This is a genomic window from Yoonia rosea (genome assembly GCF_900156505.1).
GTDB classification, from domain to species: Bacteria; Pseudomonadota; Alphaproteobacteria; order Rhodobacterales; family Rhodobacteraceae; genus Yoonia; species Yoonia rosea.
Genome location: NZ_FTPR01000002.1, coordinates 60,101 through 81,696, shown reverse-complemented (window position 1 = coordinate 81,696; position 21,596 = coordinate 60,101). Strand labels below are relative to the sequence as shown.

20 protein-coding genes are annotated in these 21,596 nt (G+C 57.9%); 9 read left to right on the top strand and 11 right to left on the bottom strand.

Annotated features, from left to right (window positions below):
* Positions 1–33: 33 nt before the first annotated feature.
* Together B0B09_RS11625 and B0B09_RS11620 are read left to right on the top strand one after the other, a co-directional pair.
* On the top strand, positions 34–1,803 hold the full coding sequence (locus tag B0B09_RS11625; RefSeq protein WP_076659968.1) for an autotransporter assembly complex protein TamA: 1,770 nt from the start codon (positions 34–36) through the stop codon (positions 1,801–1,803).
* Entirely contained in the window at positions 1,800–6,053 is a 4,254-nt protein-coding gene (locus B0B09_RS11620; RefSeq protein ID WP_242654414.1) for a translocation/assembly module TamB domain-containing protein, read from the top strand. Before B0B09_RS11625 ends, B0B09_RS11620 begins: the two co-directional genes overlap by 4 nt.
* A gap of 10 nt (positions 6,054–6,063) precedes the next feature.
* Here the strand turns inward: B0B09_RS11620 and B0B09_RS11615 are convergent, their stop codons facing one another.
* The 5 genes from B0B09_RS11615 to B0B09_RS11595 form a co-directional block, all read right to left on the bottom strand.
* Positions 6,064–7,071, bottom strand: coding sequence for an oligopeptide/dipeptide ABC transporter ATP-binding protein (locus B0B09_RS11615; protein WP_076659966.1), 1,008 nt, complete (start codon positions 7,069–7,071; stop codon positions 6,064–6,066).
* A complete protein-coding gene (locus B0B09_RS11610; RefSeq protein WP_076659964.1) occupies positions 7,071–8,036 on the bottom strand; it encodes an oligopeptide/dipeptide ABC transporter ATP-binding protein in 966 nt (321 codons plus the stop codon). The genes B0B09_RS11615 and B0B09_RS11610 overlap by 1 nt, the downstream gene beginning before the upstream one ends.
* 2 nt (positions 8,037–8,038) lie before the next feature.
* Positions 8,039–8,965, bottom strand: coding sequence for an ABC transporter permease subunit (locus B0B09_RS11605; protein ID WP_055294876.1), 927 nt, complete (start codon positions 8,963–8,965; stop codon positions 8,039–8,041).
* Between the two features lie 12 nt (positions 8,966–8,977).
* Positions 8,978–9,901, bottom strand: coding sequence for an oligopeptide ABC transporter permease OppB (oppB, locus tag B0B09_RS11600; RefSeq protein ID WP_076659961.1), 924 nt, complete (start codon positions 9,899–9,901; stop codon positions 8,978–8,980).
* Positions 9,902–9,971: 70 nt separating this feature from the next.
* On the bottom strand, positions 9,972–11,606 hold the full coding sequence (locus B0B09_RS11595; RefSeq protein ID WP_076660644.1) for a peptide ABC transporter substrate-binding protein: 1,635 nt from the start codon (positions 11,604–11,606) through the stop codon (positions 9,972–9,974).
* A gap of 308 nt (positions 11,607–11,914) precedes the next feature.
* Between B0B09_RS11595 and B0B09_RS11590 the strand changes: the two genes are divergently transcribed.
* On the top strand, positions 11,915–12,484 hold the full coding sequence (locus tag B0B09_RS11590) for a hemerythrin domain-containing protein (protein WP_076659960.1): 570 nt from the start codon (positions 11,915–11,917) through the stop codon (positions 12,482–12,484).
* Between the two features lies 1 nt (position 12,485).
* Here B0B09_RS11590 and B0B09_RS11585 read toward each other — a convergent pair whose 3' ends face one another.
* Positions 12,486–12,848 carry a dihydrodipicolinate reductase gene (locus B0B09_RS11585; RefSeq protein WP_076659958.1) on the bottom strand — a complete coding sequence of 121 codons (363 nt, stop codon included), beginning with the start codon at positions 12,846–12,848 and terminating at the stop codon, positions 12,486–12,488.
* Positions 12,849–13,468: 620 nt separating this feature from the next.
* Here B0B09_RS11585 and B0B09_RS11580 point away from each other — a divergent pair.
* Positions 13,469–14,221: a hypothetical protein gene (locus B0B09_RS11580; RefSeq protein WP_076659957.1), complete on the top strand. Its 753-nt coding sequence runs from the start codon at positions 13,469–13,471 to the stop codon at positions 14,219–14,221.
* Positions 14,222–14,367: 146 nt separating this feature from the next.
* Here B0B09_RS11580 and rpiB read toward each other — a convergent pair whose 3' ends face one another.
* On the bottom strand, positions 14,368–14,817 hold the full coding sequence (gene rpiB / locus B0B09_RS11575; RefSeq protein WP_076659956.1) for a ribose 5-phosphate isomerase B: 450 nt from the start codon (positions 14,815–14,817) through the stop codon (positions 14,368–14,370).
* Positions 14,818–14,841: 24 nt separating this feature from the next.
* On the bottom strand, positions 14,842–15,651 hold the full coding sequence (gene dapB, locus B0B09_RS11570; protein WP_076659955.1) for a 4-hydroxy-tetrahydrodipicolinate reductase: 810 nt from the start codon (positions 15,649–15,651) through the stop codon (positions 14,842–14,844).
* A 97-nt stretch (positions 15,652–15,748) separates the two neighbouring features.
* Here dapB and rbfA point away from each other — a divergent pair, with 97 nt between their 5' ends.
* Both rbfA and B0B09_RS11560 read left to right on the top strand, forming a co-directional pair.
* Entirely contained in the window at positions 15,749–16,144 is a 396-nt protein-coding gene (rbfA, locus tag B0B09_RS11565; RefSeq protein WP_055685217.1) for a 30S ribosome-binding factor RbfA, read from the top strand.
* Complete coding sequence (locus B0B09_RS11560; protein ID WP_076659954.1) at positions 16,144–16,860, top strand: phosphodiester glycosidase family protein; 717 nt, start codon at positions 16,144–16,146, stop codon at positions 16,858–16,860. The genes rbfA and B0B09_RS11560 overlap by 1 nt, the downstream gene beginning before the upstream one ends.
* 18 nt (positions 16,861–16,878) lie before the next feature.
* On the opposite strand, the gene B0B09_RS11555 is transcribed toward B0B09_RS11560, so the two are convergent.
* Together B0B09_RS11555 and B0B09_RS11550 are read right to left on the bottom strand one after the other, a co-directional pair.
* Positions 16,879–17,283 (bottom strand): NUDIX hydrolase, encoded by a 405-nt coding sequence (locus tag B0B09_RS11555; protein ID WP_076659953.1) that lies wholly within the window; start codon positions 17,281–17,283, stop codon positions 16,879–16,881.
* Complete coding sequence (locus B0B09_RS11550; RefSeq protein WP_076659952.1) at positions 17,280–17,918, bottom strand: GDSL-type esterase/lipase family protein; 639 nt, start codon at positions 17,916–17,918, stop codon at positions 17,280–17,282. The genes B0B09_RS11555 and B0B09_RS11550 overlap by 4 nt, the downstream gene beginning before the upstream one ends.
* A gap of 108 nt (positions 17,919–18,026) precedes the next feature.
* Here B0B09_RS11550 and B0B09_RS11545 point away from each other — a divergent pair, with 108 nt between their 5' ends.
* The 3 genes from B0B09_RS11545 to B0B09_RS11535 are packed head-to-tail and all read left to right on the top strand — an operon-like array spanning position 18,027 to position 19,792.
* Positions 18,027–18,944, top strand: a complete 918-nt coding sequence (locus tag B0B09_RS11545; protein ID WP_076659951.1) for a thioredoxin family protein — start codon at positions 18,027–18,029, stop codon at positions 18,942–18,944.
* Between the two features lie 27 nt (positions 18,945–18,971).
* The gene (locus B0B09_RS11540; protein WP_076660643.1) at positions 18,972–19,613 is read left to right on the top strand and encodes an LON peptidase substrate-binding domain-containing protein; all 642 of its coding nucleotides are present in this window, start codon (positions 18,972–18,974) and stop codon (positions 19,611–19,613) included.
* Positions 19,610–19,792 carry a Trm112 family protein gene (locus tag B0B09_RS11535; protein ID WP_055294857.1) on the top strand — a complete coding sequence of 61 codons (183 nt, stop codon included), beginning with the start codon at positions 19,610–19,612 and terminating at the stop codon, positions 19,790–19,792. The genes B0B09_RS11540 and B0B09_RS11535 overlap by 4 nt, the downstream gene beginning before the upstream one ends.
* A 562-nt stretch (positions 19,793–20,354) precedes the next feature.
* Here the strand turns inward: B0B09_RS11535 and B0B09_RS11525 are convergent.
* A complete protein-coding gene (locus tag B0B09_RS11525) occupies positions 20,355–21,587 on the bottom strand; it encodes a fimbria/pilus outer membrane usher protein (RefSeq protein ID WP_076659950.1) in 1,233 nt (410 codons plus the stop codon).
* Positions 21,588–21,596 lie beyond the last annotated feature (9 nt).

Sequence of the window (21,596 nt, the reverse complement as noted above, 5' to 3'; positions counted from 1 at the left end):
AAGCCGATCCGACGTTGGAGGCGCGGTAGAAACATGTTGAAACGTTCCTGTGCGATTGTGCTTTTTTGTGCCAGTTCCGCTTCTGCGCAAGACGTGCGGCTGGTGACGGATGCCGCCGAAACCGCATTGAACGACGCGTCTCTGCTGGTTGCACTGGAAGCAGGGTCAGCGCCGCAAGACTATATCGCCGCCGCCCGTGCAGACTACCGCCGCTTGCTGACGGCGCTTTATGCGTCGGGGTACTATGGTGGGACAATCTCAATCACTGTTGACGGGCGCGAGGCCGCGAATGTCGCGCCGCTGGATGCGCCTGCTGCAATCAATGAGGTGCTGATCACGGTTGATCCCGGTCGGAGGTTTACTTTTGGCGATGTGCGGATTGCCCCGCTTCCGCCTGCGACGACGCTGCTTGATGATCTTGGCCCACGTCGGACTGCGGAGTCGGCTGTGATCGGCGATGTGGTGCGGGGCGGAATCAACAGTTGGCGCGATCTGGGTTATGCCAAGGCGCGTGTCTCCGATCAGCGCGTCATTGCGCGCCATGCGGATGCGAAACTGGATGTCGATGTTGCCCTCGATACCGGGCCGCGTCTGCGGTTTGGGCCGCTTTCGGTGTCGGGCAACCGCAACGTGGATGATGATCGTGTTCGTGAAATAGCGGGTTTACCTGTAGGAGAGGTTTTCTCGCCGCAAGAAATGGCCGCCGCTGAACGCCGTTTGCGTCGGACCGGTAGTTTTGCAAGCGTCGCGCTTTCCGAAGCTGACCAGATTGCTGCGGACGACACGCTGCCGATCAATGCGCAAGTGTCCGAAGCCAACCCCCGCAGGATCGGTTTCGGAATCGAACTTTCGTCGATCGAAGGTGTCACGCTGTCCTCTTTCTGGCTGCACCGGAATCTGCTGGGTGGCGCGGAACGTATCCGCGTGGATGCAGAGGTGTCCGGCATCAGCGGTGAAACCGGCGGCATTGACTACAGTGTGGGCGGCACGTTCACGCGTCCTGCAACTTTTGGGCCTGACACCGACTATTATCTGAGCGGCGAAATTTCGCGGCAGGACGAACCGGAGTTCCTGCTTGACAAGATCAGCGTTGAAACTGGCTTTTCACGGATCCTGAGCGATGATCTGACTGTCCGCGCGGGTGTCGGACTATTGCGGGCACGTGAAGAAACCGCACTGGAAACCCGCGAATATACGTTGTTCACCCTGCCCTTGGACGCAACACTGGACCGCCGCGATGAGCCCTCGAATGCATCAAACGGCTACTATCTTGATGTGAGCACCACGCCGTTCATCAGCACCGACGGTGAAATCAGCGGTGCGCGGTTTTATAGTGATGCGCGGGGGTATGTGACCTTGGGCGAGCAAGAAAAGCTGACACTGGCCGGACGTGTACAACTGGGGAGCGTTCTGGGTGCTGACCTGACCGAAGCGCCCGCAGATTTTCTGTTCTACTCGGGCGGTGGTGGTACGGTTCGCGGACAGGCCTATCAATCATTGGGCGTTGAAACAGTAGAGGGCCTTGAGACCGTGACAACAGGGGGGGCATCCTTCCTCGGGACACAGCTTGAGGCGCGCTATGCGATCCGCGAGAACATCTCACTTGTCGGTTTCTATGACGTTGGTCAGGTGGGTGCTGCGGCCTCGCCTTTCGAAGATGCAGAATGGCATGCAGGTGCGGGGGTTGGTTTGCGATACAACACTGGCATCGGGCCGATCCGTCTTGATCTGGCGACACAGGCCAATGGCGATAATGCAGGCCAGGACTTGCAGGTTTACATCGGTATCGGACAAGCGTTTTGAAACGATTTTTGATCATAGGTGCGCTTTGCGCCGCCCCTTTTACCGCGTCAGCACAAGAAGATGACGACGAGGGCTATCTGGCGGGTTTGATCGAGGAAAACCTGTCCGGTGTTAGCCGTCAGGTGAACATTCAGGGGTTCGAGGGCGCGCTGAGTTCCGAGGCAACCATTGACGTGCTGACGATTGCCGATGCGGAAGGTGTCTGGCTGACGCTCGAAGACATCGTACTGAACTGGCGACGAACAGCACTGTTGCGGGGGGTCATTGATGTCAGCGAATTGAGCGCTGCGCGGATTATCGTATCACGCCCGCCCTTGTCGGAAAACACGGGCCCCGCGCCGGAGGCACAGCCGTTTTCCTTGCCGGAACTGCCGGTCAGCGTGTCCCTTGATCAGCTGCGTATCGACAGCGTCGAGCTGGGCGAGGCGTTTTTGGGCGAACCGATCACGGTGTCGCTGAACGGATCTGCGCAGCTGGCGGATGGCGAAGGGACTGTGGCGCTCAACGCCGAGCGCTTGGGCGATAAATCGGGTGTCTTCGAGATCAACGGCAGTTTTGTGAACGAGACCCGCCTGCTCGATCTGTTCCTGAACCTTGATGAGGGGCCCGATGGCATTGTAGCGCGGCTGATTGATTTGCCCGGCAGGCCCGCAGTCAAATTGGAAGTCGCGGGTGCAGCGCCGCTGGACGATTATGCGGCGACTTTGGCAATTGCGACGGATGGACAGGACCGCCTGACGGGTAACTTTGGCCTGTCCAGCGCAGGGGACGCGCGCCGCATTTCGCTGGATATTGGTGGTGATATCAGCCCGCTGTTTTTGCCCGAATACCAAGGGTTCTTTGGCAATGACGCCAGCCTGTCTGCGCAGGTCGTGCAGGCGGCAGACGGGCGCATTGATGTGCAGCAGCTTGCGCTGGATGCGGGCCGCGTGGCGTTGATTGGCGCGGTACAGATTGACAGTGCGGGTTGGCCCGCGGTGATTGATCTGAACGGGGGCATTACCGCTTTGGACAATGATCCCGTTTTGTTGCCGCTCAGTGGCCCACGTACCTTTGTGGATGGCATGGATTTGGCGATCAGCTATGACGCGGCGGTCGCAGACACGTGGCGCGCTGATATCAGCGTTGCGGGTCTGGAACGCCCCGGTCTTGGGATTGATACGCTGCGCCTGCAGGGCGGGGGTTTGTTACGCTCTGGCGAAGGGGCGCAACAGGGACTTTTCACAGCTGATCTTGCCTATGGCGCGACCGGCCTGCAACTGGATGATGCAGGTGCGGCGCAGGCCTTTGGAGACGAGATTGGCGGCGAATTCAACGCGTCGCGCGTTGAGGGCGCGCCGATAGAGATCACGCGGTTCACGCTGGGTGGTGCCGGGCTGGACGCGCAGGCGCAGGCGACGATCGAGGGCGCGGATGCCGGTTTCCGCACCAATGCCACAATGAATGTCGGTATCGCTGGGTTGGGGCGGTTTTCCACACTCGCGGGGCGCGATATCGGGGGAGCGGCCGAACTGGCCGTGCTGGCGAATATGACGCCGCTGGATGGTCTGTTCAATTTCGTGGTGTCCGGGGAAACCAGTGATCTGTCTGTAGATATTCCCGAGGCAGACCGCATTTTGGCCGGCACGGGGACCTTCGCGGCGACTGCGGTGCGGGATACCGAAGGCACGCGGCTTGAGGGTCTGCGGGTAAACACTGATGCGGCCAGCATCCGTGCCAGTGCGGCGTTGACCAGCGACGGGGCAGATGCACGGATCAATGCAAGCCTGCGCGATGTCGCCCTCGTTCTGCCAGCGCTGTCAGGACCCGCCGCCGTGGCGGGTGACGTGACACGGCGTGCGGATGGCAGGATCGAATTTGCCCTGAGCGGTACCGGCCCTGCGGCGACATTTGAAACCAGCGGAACCGTTAATCCCGCTGAAACAGGGCAGACGCTCAACGCAGCCCTCGCCGCCGAGATCAGCGATCTGACGCGCTATGCCGGTTTGGCTGGGCGGCCCTTGGCCGGTGCTTTGTCGGTTGAGGGCAATGGTGTGCTGCTTGCGGATGGGCAGAGGTTTGACGTGGATGTGCGCGGTGAAACACGCGATCTGGTGACGGGTGTCGCGCGCGTCGACCCTTTACTGAGCGGCGACGGCAGTTTTACAGCGGCACTTTCGCATGTGGGTGCCGGACGGTTCGGGATCGGTGATCTGCTGGTCCAGACGCCTGCAATGTCGCTGCGCGGTGATGCAGATGTGTCGCTGACGGGCGCGAACACGGCGGATCTTTCGTTCCGGATCGATGATGCCGCCTTGCTTGATCCCAGCCTGAGCGGGCCGGTGACCGTGGACCTGACTGCTGTGCCTGCGCCGATGGATGCAACCGATGTGACGCTGCGCGCTTCGGGGCCGGGGACAGATGTGGGGCTGACCGCAACAGTGGCATCCCCCGAAAATGCGCGCGAAGTCACCGGTGATCTGGACCTGCAGGTCGAGAGCCTTGGAGCTTTTGCCACGCTGATCGGTCAACCGTTGGCAGGCAGTGTTGATCTGACAGCATCAGGGAGCCTGCTGCCTGACCTGACCCGCTTTGATACCCAAGTGAACCTGCGCAGCGAAGACCTGCGTATTGGCAACCCGACTGCTGACGCGCTTTTGGCGGGAACAGGCCGCATTAACGCGACTGTGTCATTCGCGGATGAGGTTCTGGCGGTGCGGACATTAGAGGTGTCCACCCGTGAATTGTCGGTCGTGGGCGCGCTCAACGGGGCGGCCGGTTTCGGTCAGGGCCGGTTCAACGCCAGTTTGCGCGACGTGGGCATTCTGACAGATCAGATCAGCGGACCGATCCGTGCGCGCGGGTCAGCCTCTTTGGATGAAAACGGCACGTGGGGCATTGATGCAACGGGCACCGGCCCGGGCGGGTTGAATGCACAGATTGTGGGGGATGTGAGCCAGAATGGCACGCTCGCGATTGATGTCGATGGCAGCGCGCCTTTGGCCTTGGCAAATACAGCGATTGATCCGCGGCGTCTCAGCGGACTTGCGAATTTCGATCTGAGTGTGAACGGACCACCCGCCCTGTCGTCTTTGGCAGGGCAGATTACCTTCTCGGACGGGCGTTTGGCCGCACCGAACCTGGGTGAGGCGCTGACGGATATTGCGGGTGGTATCAGTATGGCGAATGGCAGTGCGCAGATTGATTTGCGGACCCGTGTCGAAAGTGGGGGCAGTATTTCGATTAGCGGACCTGTTGCGCTGACGGCGCCCAATCAGGCAGACATCACGGTCGCGTTGAACGATATGGTATTGCAGGACCCCGACCTTTATTCGTCACGTGTTGCGGGCGCGATTAACCTCACCGGTCCGCTAAGCGGTGGCGCACGGATTTCAGGGCGATTGCAGCTTGGCGAGACAAATGTGCAGGTGCCGTCGTCTTCAATCAGTTCACTGGGCGATTTGCCCGATGTCCGGCATGTCGATGCCTCTGCCGCAGTCCGGCGCACGTTGCAGCGGGCCGGAGTGGTCAACGGCAACGGTTCACAGAATGCCGGTACGGGCGGCAGTGGACCGGCGTTTCCGCTGGATATCGTCATCAATGCACCGTCGCGTATCTTTATTCGCGGCCGTGGCCTTGATGCAGAATTGGGCGGGAGCCTGACAATTGGTGGCACCAGCAATGATGTGATCCCTGTGGGCCGGTTCGAGCTGATCCGCGGGCGGATCGACATCTTGCAACAGCGCTTTGAACTGGATGAGGGGACGGCTACGCTTCAGGGCGATTTTGCCCCGTTCCTGCGCCTTGTGGCGACCACGGAAACAGATACCGGCACAGTGATCAGCATCGTTGTCGAGGGCCCCGCCGGTGCGCCCGAGGTCAGTTTCTTGTCGGTGCCGGAACTGCCGCAGGACGAGGTGTTATCGCAGCTGATTTTCGGACGTGATCTGGAAAGCATCAGCCCTTTGCAAGCTGTGCAACTTGCCTCGGCCATCAGTACTTTGGCAGGGCGCGGGGGTGGTGCGCTTGACAGTTTCCGCCAACGGGTCGGACTTGATGATTTTGATGTGACCACCGACGACGAAGGCAATGCCGCCGTGCGGGCGGGGGCCTATGTGTCGGAAAACGTCTATACCGATGTGACGGTCACAAGTACCGGTGAAACAGAGATCAACCTGAACCTTGATGTCACCTCGGAGGTGACGGCCAAAGGCAGCGTGAATCAGGCGGGTGATACCAGCATCGGGCTTTTTTACGAGCGTGATTACTAGCGTTGCTTCGCTAGGTGCCGACTGCCAGGACTTGTTCTGCTTCGTGGAACGGGCAAGCCACAAGGTGGTTGCCGCCGATGTCTTCAAGCATGGGTCGTGCGCCCGCGCAGGAGGGTTGTGCCTTGGGGCAGCGGGTGCGGAACACGCAGCCTGAGGGGGGTGACAGCGGTGATGGCAACTCGCCCTCAAGGACGGGGCGCGGGCGTGCGCGTTCGAGTACCGGATCGGGGATCGGGACCGAGGCGATCAGCGCCTGCGTATAAGGGTGTTCCGGCAACGTCGTGAGTTTGCGGCTCTCTGCCATTTCCATCACGCGGCCCAGATAGAGCACCAGCGTGCGGTCACTGATGTGTTTTACCACGCTCAGGTCGTGCGCAATGAAGATCATCGACAACCCCATGTCGCGCTGCAATTCCATCAGCAGGTTGATCACTTGCGCCTGCACCGACACATCGAGCGCCGAGACGGGTTCGTCGCAGATGATCAGTTTCGGTTTCAGGATCAGCGCACGGGCGATCCCGATCCGCTGACATTGGCCGCCCGAGAACTCATGGGGATAACGGTTGATCAGATTGGGCAGCAGGCCGACCCGTTCCATCAATGCACCGACACGTTTTTTGACCTCGGCGCGGGGGGTGTTCGGCTCATGGGTGATCAGTGGCTCAGCAATGATCTCGCCCACGGTCATCCGCGGGTTCAGCGCGGCAAGCGGGTCTTGAAAGATCATCTGCACATCGCGGCGGTGCACGCGGCGGTCGCGCGTATCCATGTTGGCAAGGTCCGCGCCTTCGAAGAAGATGTTCCCGCCAGAGGAGGGGATCGTGCCGACGATGGCGCGCGCGAGTGTGGATTTGCCCGAGCCGCTTTCGCCCACTATGCCAAGGCATTCCCCCGGTTTCAGCTCGAACGATACTTCGGAAACGGCGTGTAGTTTGCGCGGTGGTGTCCACGGCCATGCGCCGGGTTTTGCGACATCGAAAGTGACCGAGAGGTTACGGACTGACAGAAGGGGGTCCATTATGCGACCTCGCTTGCGGGAAGGTGACAGGCACGGCGACGGTTGCCGGTGGTTTCCATCGCGGGGCGCTGGTTGCTGCAGTGATCAAGGCTGACCACGCAGCGCGGCGAAAAGGGGCAGCCAGTGGGCAGGTTCGACATGTCCGGCGGTTCGCCGGCGATGGTCAGAAGGTCGCCATCATCGCGATCCAGACGCGGCACGGCCTTGAGCAGCCCGCTGGTATAGGGGTGGGCGGGGGTGGCGAAAATATCATCGGTGGTGCCTTCTTCCATGACCTGCCCGCCGTACATCACCAGCGTGCGGTCGCAAAAACCAGCGACGACACCAAGGTCATGGGTAATCAGGATCACAGCGGTGCCGAAATCCTGACGGATATCGCCCAGTAGCTGCATGATCTGTGCCTGCACGGTTACATCAAGCGCGGTCGTCGGTTCATCCGCGATCAAAAGGCGGGGTTGGCACAGAAGCGACATGGCGATCATGATCCGCTGGCGCATCCCGCCCGAAAATTCATGCGGGTACATGGTGATCCGTGCACGCGCATCCGGGATGCGCACGGCGTCAAGCATGTGCGCTGATTCCTGCACCGCCTGGGATTTGCCGATGCCTTTGTGCAGCATCAGCACCTCGGCCATCTGGTCGCTGACCTTGAGATAGGGGTTGAGCGAGGTCATGGGGTCTTGAAAGATCATCGCGATGTCCTTGCTGCGGATCGCGTTGAATTCGCGCTGCGACATTTGCAACAGGTCCTGACCGTCAAAGCGGGCCTTCCCCGTGGCGCGCCCGTTCTTGGCCAAAAGCCCCATCGTGGCAAAGGCGGTCTGGCTTTTGCCGGACCCGCTCTCGCCGACAATCGCAAGGGTTTCGCCCTTGTCGATATGGAAGCTGACGCCGTTCACTGCGTTCACATCGCCATCGGCCGTAGTGAAGGTGACTTTGAGGTCTTCGATTTCCAACAGGCTCATATCTAGCGGTCCTTGGGGTCAAGCGCGTCGCGCAGACCGTCGCCGACAAAGAAGAAGGCGAAGATGGTGATGATGAAAAAGAAAAGCGGGAAGGCGATCTGCCAGTAATAGCCGAACTGCATGGTGCGCGAGCCTTCGTTGATCAAAGCACCCAGCGAGGTGGCGGGTTCTTGAACGCCGAGGCCCAAGAAGCTGATAAAGCTTTCGAAAATGATCATATTGGGCACCAGCAACGTGGCGTAGACGATCACGATGCCCAGAAGGTTCGGTACGATATGGCGCAGGATAATCTTGCTGGGGCGCACGCCGGTGGCTACCGCCACTTCGACGAATTCCTTGTTCTTGATGGTGAGTGTCTGCCCCCGCGCGATCCGCGCCATATCAAGCCAGGAGATCAGCCCGATGCCAAGAAACAGCATAAAGATCGAGCGGCCGAAGATCACCAGCATCAGGATCAGCACGAACATGAACGGGATCGACATCAGCACATCGACGATCCGCATCATGATCCCGTCAATGCGTCCGCCATAGTAGCCTGCGGTTGCCCCATAAAGCGTGCCGACGATGACGGCGACCAAGGCCCCTACGACACCGACCATCAGTGAAATACCGGTTCCCTGCACGGTGCGTGCGAACAGGTCGCGCCCGTTGCTGTCGGTGCCGAAATAGTGCCCTGTCTCAAGGGACGGGACGCCAAGGTATGCGTTGCTGCCGATCAGGCTGAAGTTGACGAAATCACCCTCGTATTGCGCGACAAGCCCCCCGAAGAGCGCAAAGCCTGCCACGGCACATAGCATGATAAGCGAAATCACAGCGGCGCGGTTGCGCAAGAACCGTGTGCGCGCATCGGCCCAGAGTGACCGGCCTTTGACCTCGGCCAGTTGCATATTTTCGGCAATGCCTTCGACGGCTGCTCTGTTGGGTAACATCACACAGCCCCCTTAGTAGCGGATCTTGGGGTCGATCCACGCGTAGAGGACATCGACCAGAAGGTTGAACAGGATTGTCAGGGTGCCCACCAGAATGGTGATCCCCATGATAACAGAATAGTCACGGTTGAAAGCAGAGTTCACAAAGAACTGCCCAATGCCGCCGGTGGAAAAGAACACATCAATGATAACAGAACCGGTGATCATGCCGACGAAGGCTGGCCCGAGATAGGATAGCACCGGCAGCATTGTGGGCTTCATCGCGTGTTTCCAGATGACGCGGCGCATCGGCAGGCCTTTGGCGCGGGCGGTGCGGATGAAATTGGTGTTCAACACTTCGAGCATCGATGAGCGCGTGATCCGCGCAATCGAGGCCATGTAGGATGTTGAGAGTGCGATCACCGGCATGATCAGGAATTGCCACTGGCCACCGTTCCAGCCACCACCGGGCAACCATCCCAGCCAGAGTGTGAAGACGAGCAGCAAAAGCGGGGCCATCACGAAATTCGGCAGGACCTGCGCGCCGATGGACACACCAACGGCGAAATAATCAACCCATGAGTTTTGTTTGATTGCGGCGGCAACCCCCAGTGACACGCCCACTGTGACGGCCACGATAAAGGACCAGAACCCGTAGGTCAGCGTGACCGGGAAGCCTTGCGCGATCACGTCGTTCACGCTGCGGTCTTTGTATTGGAAAGAAGGCCCGAAATCGAATTGCGTGACCACGCTGACCACGTAATTGACGATCTGCCTCCAGAACGGCTGATCCAGCCCGTATTTTGCCTCGATATTGGCAAGCACCTCGGGGGGTAGCGGGCGTTCGGAATTGAACGGGCCACCGGGGGCTGCGTACATCAGGAGAAAGGACAGGACGACCAATATCAACAGGGTCGGCACGGCCACGGCAAGGCGGCGGAAGACGAAGCTCAGCATGTCAGGGGTCCTCACAGAATGGGAAAACCGCGCCCCGTAAGGGTGGGGCGCGGTCCATCACGTCAAGCGATTACTCGGAGATCTTGTAGAGATCTTTGGAGTACCATGTCTGTTCAAAGTTCTCGTAGGGCCAGCCTTCGAGGTTCTCCGCAAACATATCGACTGCGGCGTAGTGGTAGATTGGAATAATCGGCGTATCCTGCGCGATGAATTCCTCAACGCGGTCATAGTTGGCTTGCGGGTTCGCGGATGTCTTTGCCTCGGCCAGCAGCGCATCAACCTCGGGGTTCACGTATTTGCTGTCATTATAGCCCGATTCCGACTGCATCAGGTCAAGGAAGGTCGAGGCCTCGTTATAGTCTGCACACCAACCGCCGCGCGCGACCTCAAAATCACCGTTCGAGCGGGCTTCGAGGAAAGTCTGCCATTCCTGATTGGCTAACGTGGTGTCGACACCCAGTGTCTGCTTCCACATCTGGCTGATTGCGATTGCAACAGAACGGTGGGAATCGTTGGTATTATAGACCAGATCAATGCTGAGCGGATTGTCAGAACCATAGCCGGCCTCGGTCAAAAGCTCGACCGCCATCGCGTTCCGATCGGCCTGCGTCATTGTCGCCATCGGGATGTCGGGTGTCTCGAAGCCAGCGGTCGCCCAGTGTGTAAACGTGTACGCGGCCTTCTGACCACCGGCGAGCACGTTGTTTACGATGATGTCGCGGTCGATGGCGAGGCTCAGGGCTTTGCGTACGTTGGGGTCCTGAATTTCAGGCGATGCACCGTCGCGCAGGTTGAACATGTAATAGTAGGAACATGCCATTGGCACGGAAACGGCCTGGTCGGGATATTGCTCCGAAAGGCGCGGGAACTGGCCTGCGGGCACGTCGGTCATGTCCAGTTCACCAGCGAGATAGCGTGTCAGAGCGACGTTCTCATCGGGCACCACCAGTTTGACCACACGTTCGATGATGGTGTTGTCGTTGTCCCAATACATCGGGTTACGCTCGCGGACGAGACGCTCTTGCGGGACAAACTCGGTCAGGACATAGGCGCCGTTGGATACCATGTTTTCAGGCAGCACCCAGTCGTTGCCGAATTCTTCGACGGTCGCTTGGTGGACGGGGAACGTTGTGCCATGTGTCAGCATTTGCGGGAAATATGGCAAAGGCTGTGACAGGCGGACCTCGAGCGTGGTGTCGTCGATGGCTGTGACGCCAAGTGTGGATGGCTCCATGTCACCTGCAATGACGGCGGCACCGTTTTCGATCGACATCAGTTCGATGTACCAGCTGTAGGGCGATGCCAGCGCGGGCGACGCGGCGCGCTGCCATGCGTAGACGAAATCACCGGCCGTCACCGTGTCACCGTTGGACCACTTTGCATTGTCGCGCAGCGTGAATGTATAAATCAGACCGTCGTCGCTGACCTCGTGGCTCAGTGCGACGCCAGGCACCAGATTGCCTGCGGCATCCTGATTGTAGAGACCTTCAAAAAGGTCGCGCACCACAGCGGCGCCATCCACGTCTTCGACCAGACCCGGGTCAATCGACGGGCTTTCATCACCCACGCGGTAGGTAAACGTTTGATCCGAAGCCAGCGCCTCGCCGGTCACGGGGTGTGTGGCGTGCGCATCTGCAAAGACCATGCCGGAGGTCGCAATCAGCACCGCGGCTGTTGTTACGAAAAGTCTGGATTTTAGTGCCATCATTTTTCTCCCTGAAGTTGCATCTTGGCGACGCAATCGTTGAAGTGTGAGCGTATCAGCTACGCCTCTGGCACTATCTTTTGTCTCCAAGCAGGAAATGGCAAGGTTAATCGGCAGTTGACCCCGCGACACTGGGTTCTACTTGGGGGGAAACGATAAACGCGCACAATTGTGACTTGAGTCACCATCAATCAAGAAATTTTCTAAGGTGGTCCGATGATTGTCTCCATGGACATACGGGGTGCTTGTGTCGGCATCACCCAGCAGTTTATGCCCAAAGATGCCCTGTTGTTTGGAAAGGCCTCTTTATGAAGAAACTTGCACTTGCCGAACGTGATGCCTTGCCGGACGCGTTGCGCGTTCTTCTGGCGGAATACCCGCGTGACGGTTGGGAGATGGACCCGGGTTTTGACGGGCTGATCCGGTTCTGGCTGGACCGCCATTTGATGTTTCGCAAGCTGATGGGCGAGTTGCGCACCGGGACTGAGGCGCTTTTGGACCGCAAGATCGAGGCGGATCGTTTCGCGGGGCTGACTTCGCGCTATGGTGGTATGCTGGTGAACGGGTTGCACGAACATCACACCATCGAAGACACCTATTATTTCCCGAAACTGGTGAAGAAAGACGCGCGGATCGCGAAGGGTTTTGCCATTCTCGACAAGGACCACCACGATCTGGACGAATTTCTCGCCGATTTTGTGGGACGCGCGAATGAGGTGCTTGGCCTGACAGCAAACCGCGACAAGCTGCAGACCGCGGCGGGGCATTTCCAGAACGAATTGGCCAAGCTGGAAGGCCTGCTTGACCGCCATTTGATTGATGAGGAAGAGCTGATTGTGCCGGTGATCCTGCGCTATGGATCACGTGATCTTGGCTAGATTATCGCAAGCGGAAAGACGCGCTGTCGCCTGCGCCCTGATCGACCGTAAACCGCAACCTGTCATCGCCACGTGCTTCGACCAGTTGGCAATTATAAGGGATCGGATCGCCGCCCCAGCTTAGCTCGCGGCAGAAATAGCCGTCTTTCCACGTCCAGTTGCCGACGATGTCCCAGCCGATTGCTGAACCCGCGATGTTTCCGTCTGGCGAAACACTGAGGCTGACGCCGTAGAAGAAATTGCTGAGCTCACGGCCCTCAACGAGCGAAACAAAAGTCGCCTCGTCTTTGACCGGAACATAGCTGTCAGCGAGCGCTGGCGCAGCGGCGGTGGCGAGTACCAAAGCCAAAATCGCATGTTTCATCGGGTCCTCCGCATGTCGTCGAACACTTTTTGTACGTGGCACCGTGCGATTTGGTTCACTTTAGAATATGCCTAGACATACAACGCTATTCTCGGTGTCCAAGAAGCTAAGGCTGTCCAACGAACATCGGGAAGTAGGTATCCCCGCAGCGCTCGAATCTTCAGAGCCCATGATCGATATCCTTTGCGCATTGCAGGCGCACTTAAATGTAGTCTGACGACGTAAGCCTAAGGCCAAGGTCACGTTCCATTCAGACAAATGGTCACAGTTCATTAGTACAGAGTGGCGTTCGTTCGTTGACAAACATAATTCAAATGCGAGCGGGAGCTGTTGCAGAAACTGTCATGTCAACGCCTTCGCAGAGAGCTTCGTCTAGCTCTTGAAACGGGAGTGGAACAAGCGGAGGACGTGCCTTACATGTTACGCGTTAATACAGAACGTCGTCGGCTATATTGAGACGGTCTATAATCCGACAAGCAAGCATCCGAACAACAACATGCCCTCACCAATTGATTATGAACCGAGAGAGTCGAATCTGAACGAGGCAGGTATTTCGGAAACCAACGGCACCTCAATCAGTCGAAAATGACATTTGCAGAATAAGCTATTGTATTAAAGCCATGAAAGCCATTGTATTAAGTTGTGACAAGTACCATCCGATGGCTGACAACATGATTCAAAGCTACAATGATTTGTGGCCCAATCATCCATTCACTTTTCGTGTACCTTACCAAGTTCATCCTAGCCTCTTGGTTCAGCGGCACGGTGAACTTTTAGAGCCTATCAATACTCCACCAGACATAAAGGGCACGCTTCTGGCCCTTTTAGAAGATCTACCTGATAATGAATGGGTTTATTGGTGTATCGACGACAAATTCCCAATTGCTCTGGATATTTCAGTGGTTTCTGAAATTTTTGAGTATGTGAGAAAAATGAATAACGAAAACGTCCAAGGCGTTCTTTTTTGCAGGTGTCGGGGATTACTAAAAGATCAGAACTTGAGGATGGATACTATTGTCGATGGGCCAGCAGGCACTAAATTCGTCGAACGAAAAAACTACTGGCAGTTCTGGATTCATCAATTCATGCGTGTGTCTGTGCTCAGAAATTTATTCCTGTCTTTTCCGGACGAAAATTTTAAAGCCAAAGAAATGGACACTTTCATTAAGGGTACCTTCACTGGTATCAAGAAGTATAAACGTAAACAGAAAATGTACCTTACACTCCAAAACTACGCACAGTTCGGTGAGAGCACCCATCGCGGAATGCTTACTTCTCTTTGCAATCAAAGCATGTTGGATAAAGGTATCGAAAATTCAACGAACATGGATGTTTGCGAGTTTTCGCCGATTATGGGCGATATGGAAACGTAGCTACTCTGAGACACTAATGCTTTGACCTTGCGTAACAAATTTGTTCGTAAACACGAATTGGATTACCTAGGAATTCCCTCTATAACCGGTTTGCCCCGCTTAGCAGATGTTGACACGTCATGCTGCGAAGGTCGGCTGGCGCCGCCTTACCCCTCTTCTATTGCAGTTATCATGTCCACGCGGGTTGCGTGGCGGCCACCTTCGAAATCGGCATTCAGGAAGGCATCGACGATATCGAGGGAAAGGGCATCGCCGATCACGCGTGCCCCGAGCGAGAGCATGTTGGCATCGTTGTGCTGCCGGATCATGCGTGCGGAAAACGCATCGGAACACACCCCGCAGCGCACGCCTTTGACCTTGTTGGCGGCCATCATGATGCCTTGACCGGTACCGCACAGAATAATTCCCAGCGCGCAATCACCAGAGGCGACACGCCGCGCGGCGGCTTCGCCATGTTGCGGATAGGGCGTGCTTTCGGGGGTCGTGGGCCCGATATCGACGGCCTCGTATCCCAGCGCCGTGATGTGATCGGCGATGGTTTGGCGCATGCCGATAGCGGCGTGATCAGAGGAAAGCACAATGCGTTTGTTGGTCATGGAAAGGTTGCCTTTTGTTGTCGGTTAGATGCCCAGAACGTCCATCATATCGTATTCACCGGGCGCTTTATCCTGGCCCCAGAGTGCGGCTTTTAGCGCGCCGCGTGCGAAAATCGCGCGGTCTGTCGCAAGGTGGCGCAGCACGATCCGTTCGCCAGCGGCCGCAAAGAGCACGTCATGTTCGCCCACGATATCGCCGCCGCGTATGGCGCTAAAGCCGATGTCGCCACGTTTGCGTGCGCCGGTGATACCGTCGCGCCCGCTGTCACTGACATCTTTGAGGTCCACACCGCGTCCTTCAGCGGCGGCTTCCCCCAACATCAGGGCCGTGCCAGAGGGGGCGTCTACCTTTTGATTGTGGTGCGCTTCGATGATTTCGATATCAAAGTCTTCGTCGAGAGCGGCTGCGACCTTTTTGGTCAGTTGCACCAACAGGTTCACACCCAATGACATATTCCCCGCCCGTACGATGACCGCATGGCGCGCAGCGGCGTTGATGGCTTTGAGGTCGTCGTCGGACAGTCCTGTTGTGCCGATCACGTGCACCGCGCGCGCCTGTGCGGCCAGACCGGCAAAGCCGACGGTGGCGGCGGGGGCGGTAAAGTCGATGACGGCTTGCGCCTTGGCGAAGACTTCGACGGCATCGTCGGTGACCGCAACGCCGACTGGCTGACCGCCTGTGGCGGTGCCGATATCCTGACCGATCCAGTCATGTCCTGTCCGTTCCAACACGCCGACAAGGCGGCATTTGTCCGAGGCCAGCACGGTTTTGATGAGCATCTGGCCCATGCGGCCCGATGCGCCTGTGATCACGATGCCTGGTCTGTCTGTCATGGTCCGTTTCCTTTATCCGTGCCTTCTCTTAGCGGCGGATTGCCGTGGACGCAAAGGCTTGCTTGGCAATGACGCGATCAAGGATTACATGAAGGCCATGGCAAAGAATGCAAACAGAGACGGCAAGGCCCCCACCCAGCGTATGTTGCGCGTGGGCGAGGTGATCCGCCGCACCCTATCCGAGGTCCTGCAACGCGGTGACGTGCATGACGATGAACTGGCGCGCATGTCCATTACTGTGGGCGAGGTGCGCATGACATCCGATCTGCGGATTGCGACGGCTTTTGTGCTGCCCCTTGGCGGGCAGGGCAAGGAAGAGGCGCTTGAGGCCCTGCGCCGCAATCGGCACGAAATCCGCCACCTTGTTGTCAAAGGTGGCACGATGAAATTCGCGCCTGAACTGCGGTTCGAGATCGACGGCACGTTTGACCAGATCGACGCGACCCGCGCTTTGCTGGCCAAAGATCACGTGCGGCAGGATCTGGACGACTGATGCGCTGGCTCGCTGTGGCATTGCTCTTTTGGGCGCTGCCGGCAGCGGCGGTAAGTTGCGAGGACGTTGATTATCTGGGGAACAGCTATACGGTCTGCACCGTGGATGCGACCCAAGAGGATTTGCGTCTTTTCTACAAGGATGTGGACGGTGGCGTGATTGGGAGCTTTGGCGCGCTGGAGGATCTGCCGTCGGTGGGCAGCCTTGCTTTTGCGATGAATGCGGGGATGTACCACGATGACCGCTCTCCTGTGGGTCATTACGTCGAAGGCGGTATTGAGACGATGCGCGTGATCCCGAATGCGGGGCCGGGGAATTTTGGCCTGCTGCCCAACGGGGTTTTCTGCATCACGGATACTTCGGCACAAGTCTATGAAACGCTCGCCTATGTCGCAAATGCGCCCGCCTGTCGCGATGCCACCCAATCAGGGCCGATGCTGGTGATTGACGGTGCGCTGCATCCGCGGTTCCTGCCCGACAGTACATCACGGTTTGTGCGTAACGGTGTGGGCACAAGTACCGATGGGGCGACCGCGGTCTTTGCGATTTCCAACAATAGTGTCACGTTTCACGAGTTCGGGTCTTTCTTCAAAGACTATCTGGCTATGCCGAACGCCCTCTATTTTGACGGCAAGGTATCGCGGCTTTATTCGCGCGCCCAAGGGCGCAGTGATTTCGGGTTCCAGCTTGGGCCGATGGTTGGCGTTGTCGAGTAGGGTGGGTTGAAACCCACCTTACCTGCAGCACAGGTCGATTACGTATTGCAGGTTCGGGCTTTGTGGGAGAGCCTTCGCCTGATCCGCTGTAAACCAGCCTGCATCAAGAGCATCATCGGCCGCACATGGCGTGCCATGTTCATAGGTACAGACCACCACCGCCAGGAGGTAGTGGAACAGCACCACACCGTCCGCGTCGCGTGTGATGACATCGAGGTTGGTCAGGTAACCCTGTGCGGTCGCGACGACGCCGGTTTCCTCGGCCAGTTCACGCACAGCGGCGTCGCGCGCTGTTTCGCCCAGTTCCACATGGCCACCCGGAAACCCCCATGTATTGGCGTTGGGTTCCTTTTTGCGTTGCACCAAAAGGAACCGGCCTTCGTGCTGCACAACGGCAATGGCGCCAAGTTTCGGATGCGTCACAGGCTTGCGACTTTCGCGGCTATCGCACGCCCCAGCGTGATGTGGTCCTGTGCTTCGAAATGCAGCCCGTCAACAGGACTGGGCCTGATATGCATGCCCGCATCCAGAAACGGCAGCCCCCAGTGATCGGCCAGTTGTGCAATCGCAAAGGGCAGGTCGCGGGATTTCGTCTGCGCACCCAAGAGCCCGTCACGATATGTTCCTTGTTCGAGTACGACCGCCGGGGCGATCAGCAGAATGTCAAAGCCGTTATGTCGCGTCTGGTATGGCTCGGAGCGGGCGATACCAACCAGCCCTGCGAGCCCCGCGACTACCTGATCCACGCTTGCGCCGTGATGAGTTTTAAGGTCATTCGTACCCAGCATGATGGTCAACAGATCAATCGGTCCCTGGCTTTCCAATGCGATCCGCAGCCCCAGCTGCCCATCCATATGCGCGCCCATCACAGGGTCTGCGCGGCTGGTCGTGCGTCCGGGCAGGCCGTCTTCGATCAGCGCCCAGCCTTCCCCGAGCTCGGAGAGCATCACCGTGGGCCATCGGGTCTCGGGCCCGAAGCGCCGGTTCTCACCCCGCGCATGCGCCGGAGGCGTGCCGTAGGTGTTGCTATCGCCGAACGTAAGGATGGTTTTTGTCATATCGCCAAGCTAAGCGCAGTGCTTGGTTTGGTAAAGCGGCATTGCCCCTTGGACTTATGGCGCCGAGCGCACATATAGGGGCTAACAGAAAGTTGAAGGAGACAGGCCATGCTGGAATTGGACGCAAATGCAAATGCAGGTGCCCCCGCTGATCTGATCAAGGACGGAACCGACGCAAGCTTTGCCAAGGACGTGATCGAAGCATCGCAGACCGTGCCGGTGATTGTGGACTTCTGGGCGCCATGGTGCGGCCCGTGCAAGACGCTGGGCCCCGCGATTGAAGCGGCGGTGACCAATGCCAAAGGGCGGGTCAAGCTTGTGAAAATCGACGTGGACGCGCATCAGGCCTATGCGGGCCAGTTGCAAGTGCAGTCGATCCCGACGGTTTATGCCTTCTATCAGGGCCGTCCTGTTGACGGGTTTCAAGGCGCTTTGCCGCCCTCCGAGATCAACGCCTTTGTCGACAAGATCGCAGCGCTTGCCGGTGATCCCGAGGCAGAGGGCCTGAGTGCGGCCATCGAGGCCGCAGAGCAGATGTTGGCGGAAGGTGCGGCAACCGATGCAGCCGAGACCTTTGCCGCGATCCTGCAGGAAGAGCCGAACAATGCGCCTGCTTACGCAGGTCTAGTGCGCGCCTATCTGGCGATGGAAGACGTTGATCAGGCCGAGGCGATCCTGAATGGCGCACCTGCCGAAATCTCTACCGATCCGCTGCTAGAAGCCGTTCATGCGCAGATCATGCTGGCGCGCGAGGCTGCGAATGCAGGGCCTGTGGCGGAATTGCAGGCGGCGGTTGAGGCGGAACCCGACAACCATCAGGCACGTTTCGATCTGGCAACGGCGCTGCATGCCAGCGGTCAGGTGGAAGAGGCCGTGAATACGCTGCTGGAACTGTTTCGCCGTGACCGGGAATGGAATGACGGTGCGGCCAAGGCCCAGCTGTTCAAGATTTTCGATGCGCATGATGCCAAAGATCCGATTGTACTGAACGGGCGGCGAAAACTTTCTTCGATGATATTTGCCTGACCACGGCTTCGGCCTAGATTGATGGTCATGACATCATCATATGATCTGCCTGACACAATTCCCGTCTTTCCGCTGCCGGGGGCATTGCTTTTGCCGCGCGCGCGTCTGCCGTTGCATTTGTTTGAACCCCGTTATCTTGCCATGCTGGATGATGTGCTGAAAACGCCATCGCGCTTGATAGGGATGGTGCAGCCGTATGATGCGCCCGGCAAAGGCGGGAAGCTGCATAGCATTGGCTGCGCTGGCCGTGTGATGGCGTTCTCCGAGACCGAGGACGGTCGCTATATGATTACCCTCGCAGGCATGTCGCGATTCCGGATTACGCAGGAAGTCGAAGGGTTCACGCCCTACCGCCGCTGCAACGTCAGCTGGCAGGGATTTGACCGCGATCTTGGGCCGGTTGAGCGCGACGACAGTTTCGACCGTGAGGCCTTTATGGAGGCGTTGGGCCGTTATCTTGTGGATCAGGGCCTATCGACCGATTGGGAAAGTCTGGGAGAGGCGGAAGACGAGTTGTTGATCAATTCACTTTCAATGCTTTGTCCCTTTGCACCCGAGGACAAACAAGCCCTGCTTGAGGCACCGTCCTTGACCACACGGCGCGAAACGCTCATGACGTTGATCGAATTCGCACTGCGTGGCGGATCAGGTGAAGAGGTGATGCAATGAGTGGGACAGCATTCGACCCCAAAATGCTCGAGGCGCTGGTATGCCCGTTGACACAAGGGACGCTGCGCTATGACGCGGACAAGCAGGAGCTTGTTAGCGAGGCTGGCAAGGTCGCATTCCCGATCCGCAACGGGATACCTGTCATGCTGGTGGATGAGGCGCGTCCGCTAGAGACGTAGCGGACTGTCCGCTGCCGCAGGTAGCGGGGCGGGTGTGAAGCAAAAAGCTGGTAAAATCGAGTTGCCCAGTGTTCGCGTGGTCGCGTCGTACACGTTAATGCAAAACAGAAAATCAGTTAGCTGCGTTGTGCCGCTGCATGCTTTTCCGCGCATTCTTGCCGCGGGACATGTACCCATAGAAGACCAGCAACAAAACCGATCATTCCGCCGACGATATACGCCAGAATTGCCAGAAAAATGCCAGCACCCGAGAGCAATGCAACAGTCGCTGCAACCATCCCTAAGGCTATTCCCAGTATGATATACAAGATGAACATCAACGGCTCTTTTCTGCTTGGCGGTATTCTCGCGCTGCTATCCCACCAACCTAGGCTGGCTTAGTGTCAAAACTTTGTTCCAATTCTGACGAGCTTGCAGGGCAAATACTAATATTTCATTAACTTCGTGTTGCCCAGCTTCTAAGCACGCTTTGGTTCTTGCGAAGATATAGGATGCAGATTGATCTTGCCAAGCGCACTGCCTCTGCTGTCCTGGAAAGGGCAGAAATCAGCCGATAAGGGTGTTATGGCTGGAAGGAAAATTGCCGATCAAGCGCCAAGAAGACTGACGTGCTGTCAGTCGCCACACCTGCATCTTCGCGGAAATCAAAGCTTGCACCGACGTTGACCTGCCAAAACGCGTTGATGCTGTAACCATAGCTTGCCGAAAGGCTACCAGTGGCAAGGACATCGCCTCCGTCAGGATCGCTTGTTTGGCCAAAATCAAAACCAACCTGCATGCTACTGACGGGGCTGAGTTCCTGAAGATAATTGGCGCTGAACGTCGTTGTGGCGCGGTCGTCACCCGGGGCAAGGCTGTGGTCTGCACTGAGGGTAATCTCGGCAGCGGGCAGCGGATAGCTGAAGGCAATTCCCCCGGTCAGGCGTATATCACCAAATTCATCTTCAACGGCGCCTAGTTCGCCCCGCAGGCTGCCATTGGGCAATGCATAATCACGGGCGACTGTGGCAGCCCAGAAGGTCTCATCCTCTTCATCACGCGACATGCTGATACCTGTTGTCAGTGCCCCGAGCGGGCGCGCAAAGGTCAGTGCGCCGGACAGCGTTGTGGTGTCTGTCGCTGGTTCGCCGGTGTCTTCCGACTGTGTATAGGACAGCCCGATATTGCTTGTGACGACTTCATTGATGTTCAGGCGCATTCCAAGTGCAATCGTGCTGGTGTCATTGTCCAACAGTGCGGCGCTTGCATCTTCGTAGCGGAGTCTTGTCTGACTGCCGCTCAGGCTGTAGCCCACCGGGGCGGTATCGCCCCATGTCAGCGCAACCGAAACCGTTGTTTGATTGCGGAAGCCGGTCCCGGTCAGATCATCAAAATCATCCGGCAGGACGATCACACCATCATCATTGATAAAGTCTGTGGCGTCGCGCAGGAACGCAATATCTTCGCGCCGTCCCTCGAGGGCGAAATCGAAAGAGGCATCAGCGCTGTTTCGGTTGTAGGCCAAACGCGCCACGATACCCTCATCTGCGAATTCATCTTCGGTCAAGCTGAATGCAGTGTCCAAATCGAACGACAGGCGTTGTTCGCGTGTTTCCGTCACCACCCCAAAGCTGAGGTCGGTCACGCTCTCGAACCCGTCTTCGGCCTCTGTCGTTTCAAGGTCACGGTCGGTTGAACCGACAAAGGTCTGACCCAAGCCAAATGTGAAGAACACACCGCCGGGTTCGGCCTCTTGCGCGGACGCCGCAAGAGGACAAAGGCAGGTCAAGAAAGCAAGGCTGACTACAGGTTTCATATTTATCCG

Coding starts and splice junctions, on each gene's coding strand:
- oppB (WP_076659961.1), bottom strand. CDS start 9,901: ATGCTGAGCTTCGTCTTCCGCCGCCTTGCCGTGGCCGTGCCGACCCTG.
- dapB (WP_076659955.1), bottom strand. CDS start 15,651: ATGACAGACAGACCAGGCATCGTGATCACAGGCGCATCGGGCCGCATG.
- B0B09_RS11590 (WP_076659960.1), top strand. CDS start 11,915: ATGAAGAAACTTGCACTTGCCGAACGTGATGCCTTGCCGGACGCGTTG.
- B0B09_RS11610 (WP_076659964.1), bottom strand. CDS start 8,036: ATGAGCCTGTTGGAAATCGAAGACCTCAAAGTCACCTTCACTACGGCC.
- B0B09_RS11525 (WP_076659950.1), bottom strand. CDS start 21,587: ATGAAACCTGTAGTCAGCCTTGCTTTCTTGACCTGCCTTTGTCCTCTT.
- B0B09_RS11625 (WP_076659968.1), top strand. CDS start 34: ATGTTGAAACGTTCCTGTGCGATTGTGCTTTTTTGTGCCAGTTCCGCT.
- B0B09_RS11615 (WP_076659966.1), bottom strand. CDS start 7,071: ATGGACCCCCTTCTGTCAGTCCGTAACCTCTCGGTCACTTTCGATGTC.
- B0B09_RS11560 (WP_076659954.1), top strand. CDS start 16,144: ATGCGCTGGCTCGCTGTGGCATTGCTCTTTTGGGCGCTGCCGGCAGCG.
- B0B09_RS11550 (WP_076659952.1), bottom strand. CDS start 17,918: ATGACAAAAACCATCCTTACGTTCGGCGATAGCAACACCTACGGCACG.
- B0B09_RS11545 (WP_076659951.1), top strand. CDS start 18,027: ATGCTGGAATTGGACGCAAATGCAAATGCAGGTGCCCCCGCTGATCTG.
- rbfA (WP_055685217.1), top strand. CDS start 15,749: ATGGCAAAGAATGCAAACAGAGACGGCAAGGCCCCCACCCAGCGTATG.
- B0B09_RS11535 (WP_055294857.1), top strand. CDS start 19,610: ATGAGTGGGACAGCATTCGACCCCAAAATGCTCGAGGCGCTGGTATGC.
- rpiB (WP_076659956.1), bottom strand. CDS start 14,817: ATGACCAACAAACGCATTGTGCTTTCCTCTGATCACGCCGCTATCGGC.
- B0B09_RS11580 (WP_076659957.1), top strand. CDS start 13,469: ATGAAAGCCATTGTATTAAGTTGTGACAAGTACCATCCGATGGCTGAC.
- B0B09_RS11585 (WP_076659958.1), bottom strand. CDS start 12,848: ATGAAACATGCGATTTTGGCTTTGGTACTCGCCACCGCCGCTGCGCCA.
- B0B09_RS11540 (WP_076660643.1), top strand. CDS start 18,972: ATGACATCATCATATGATCTGCCTGACACAATTCCCGTCTTTCCGCTG.
- B0B09_RS11595 (WP_076660644.1), bottom strand. CDS start 11,606: ATGGCACTAAAATCCAGACTTTTCGTAACAACAGCCGCGGTGCTGATT.
- B0B09_RS11605 (WP_055294876.1), bottom strand. CDS start 8,965: ATGTTACCCAACAGAGCAGCCGTCGAAGGCATTGCCGAAAATATGCAA.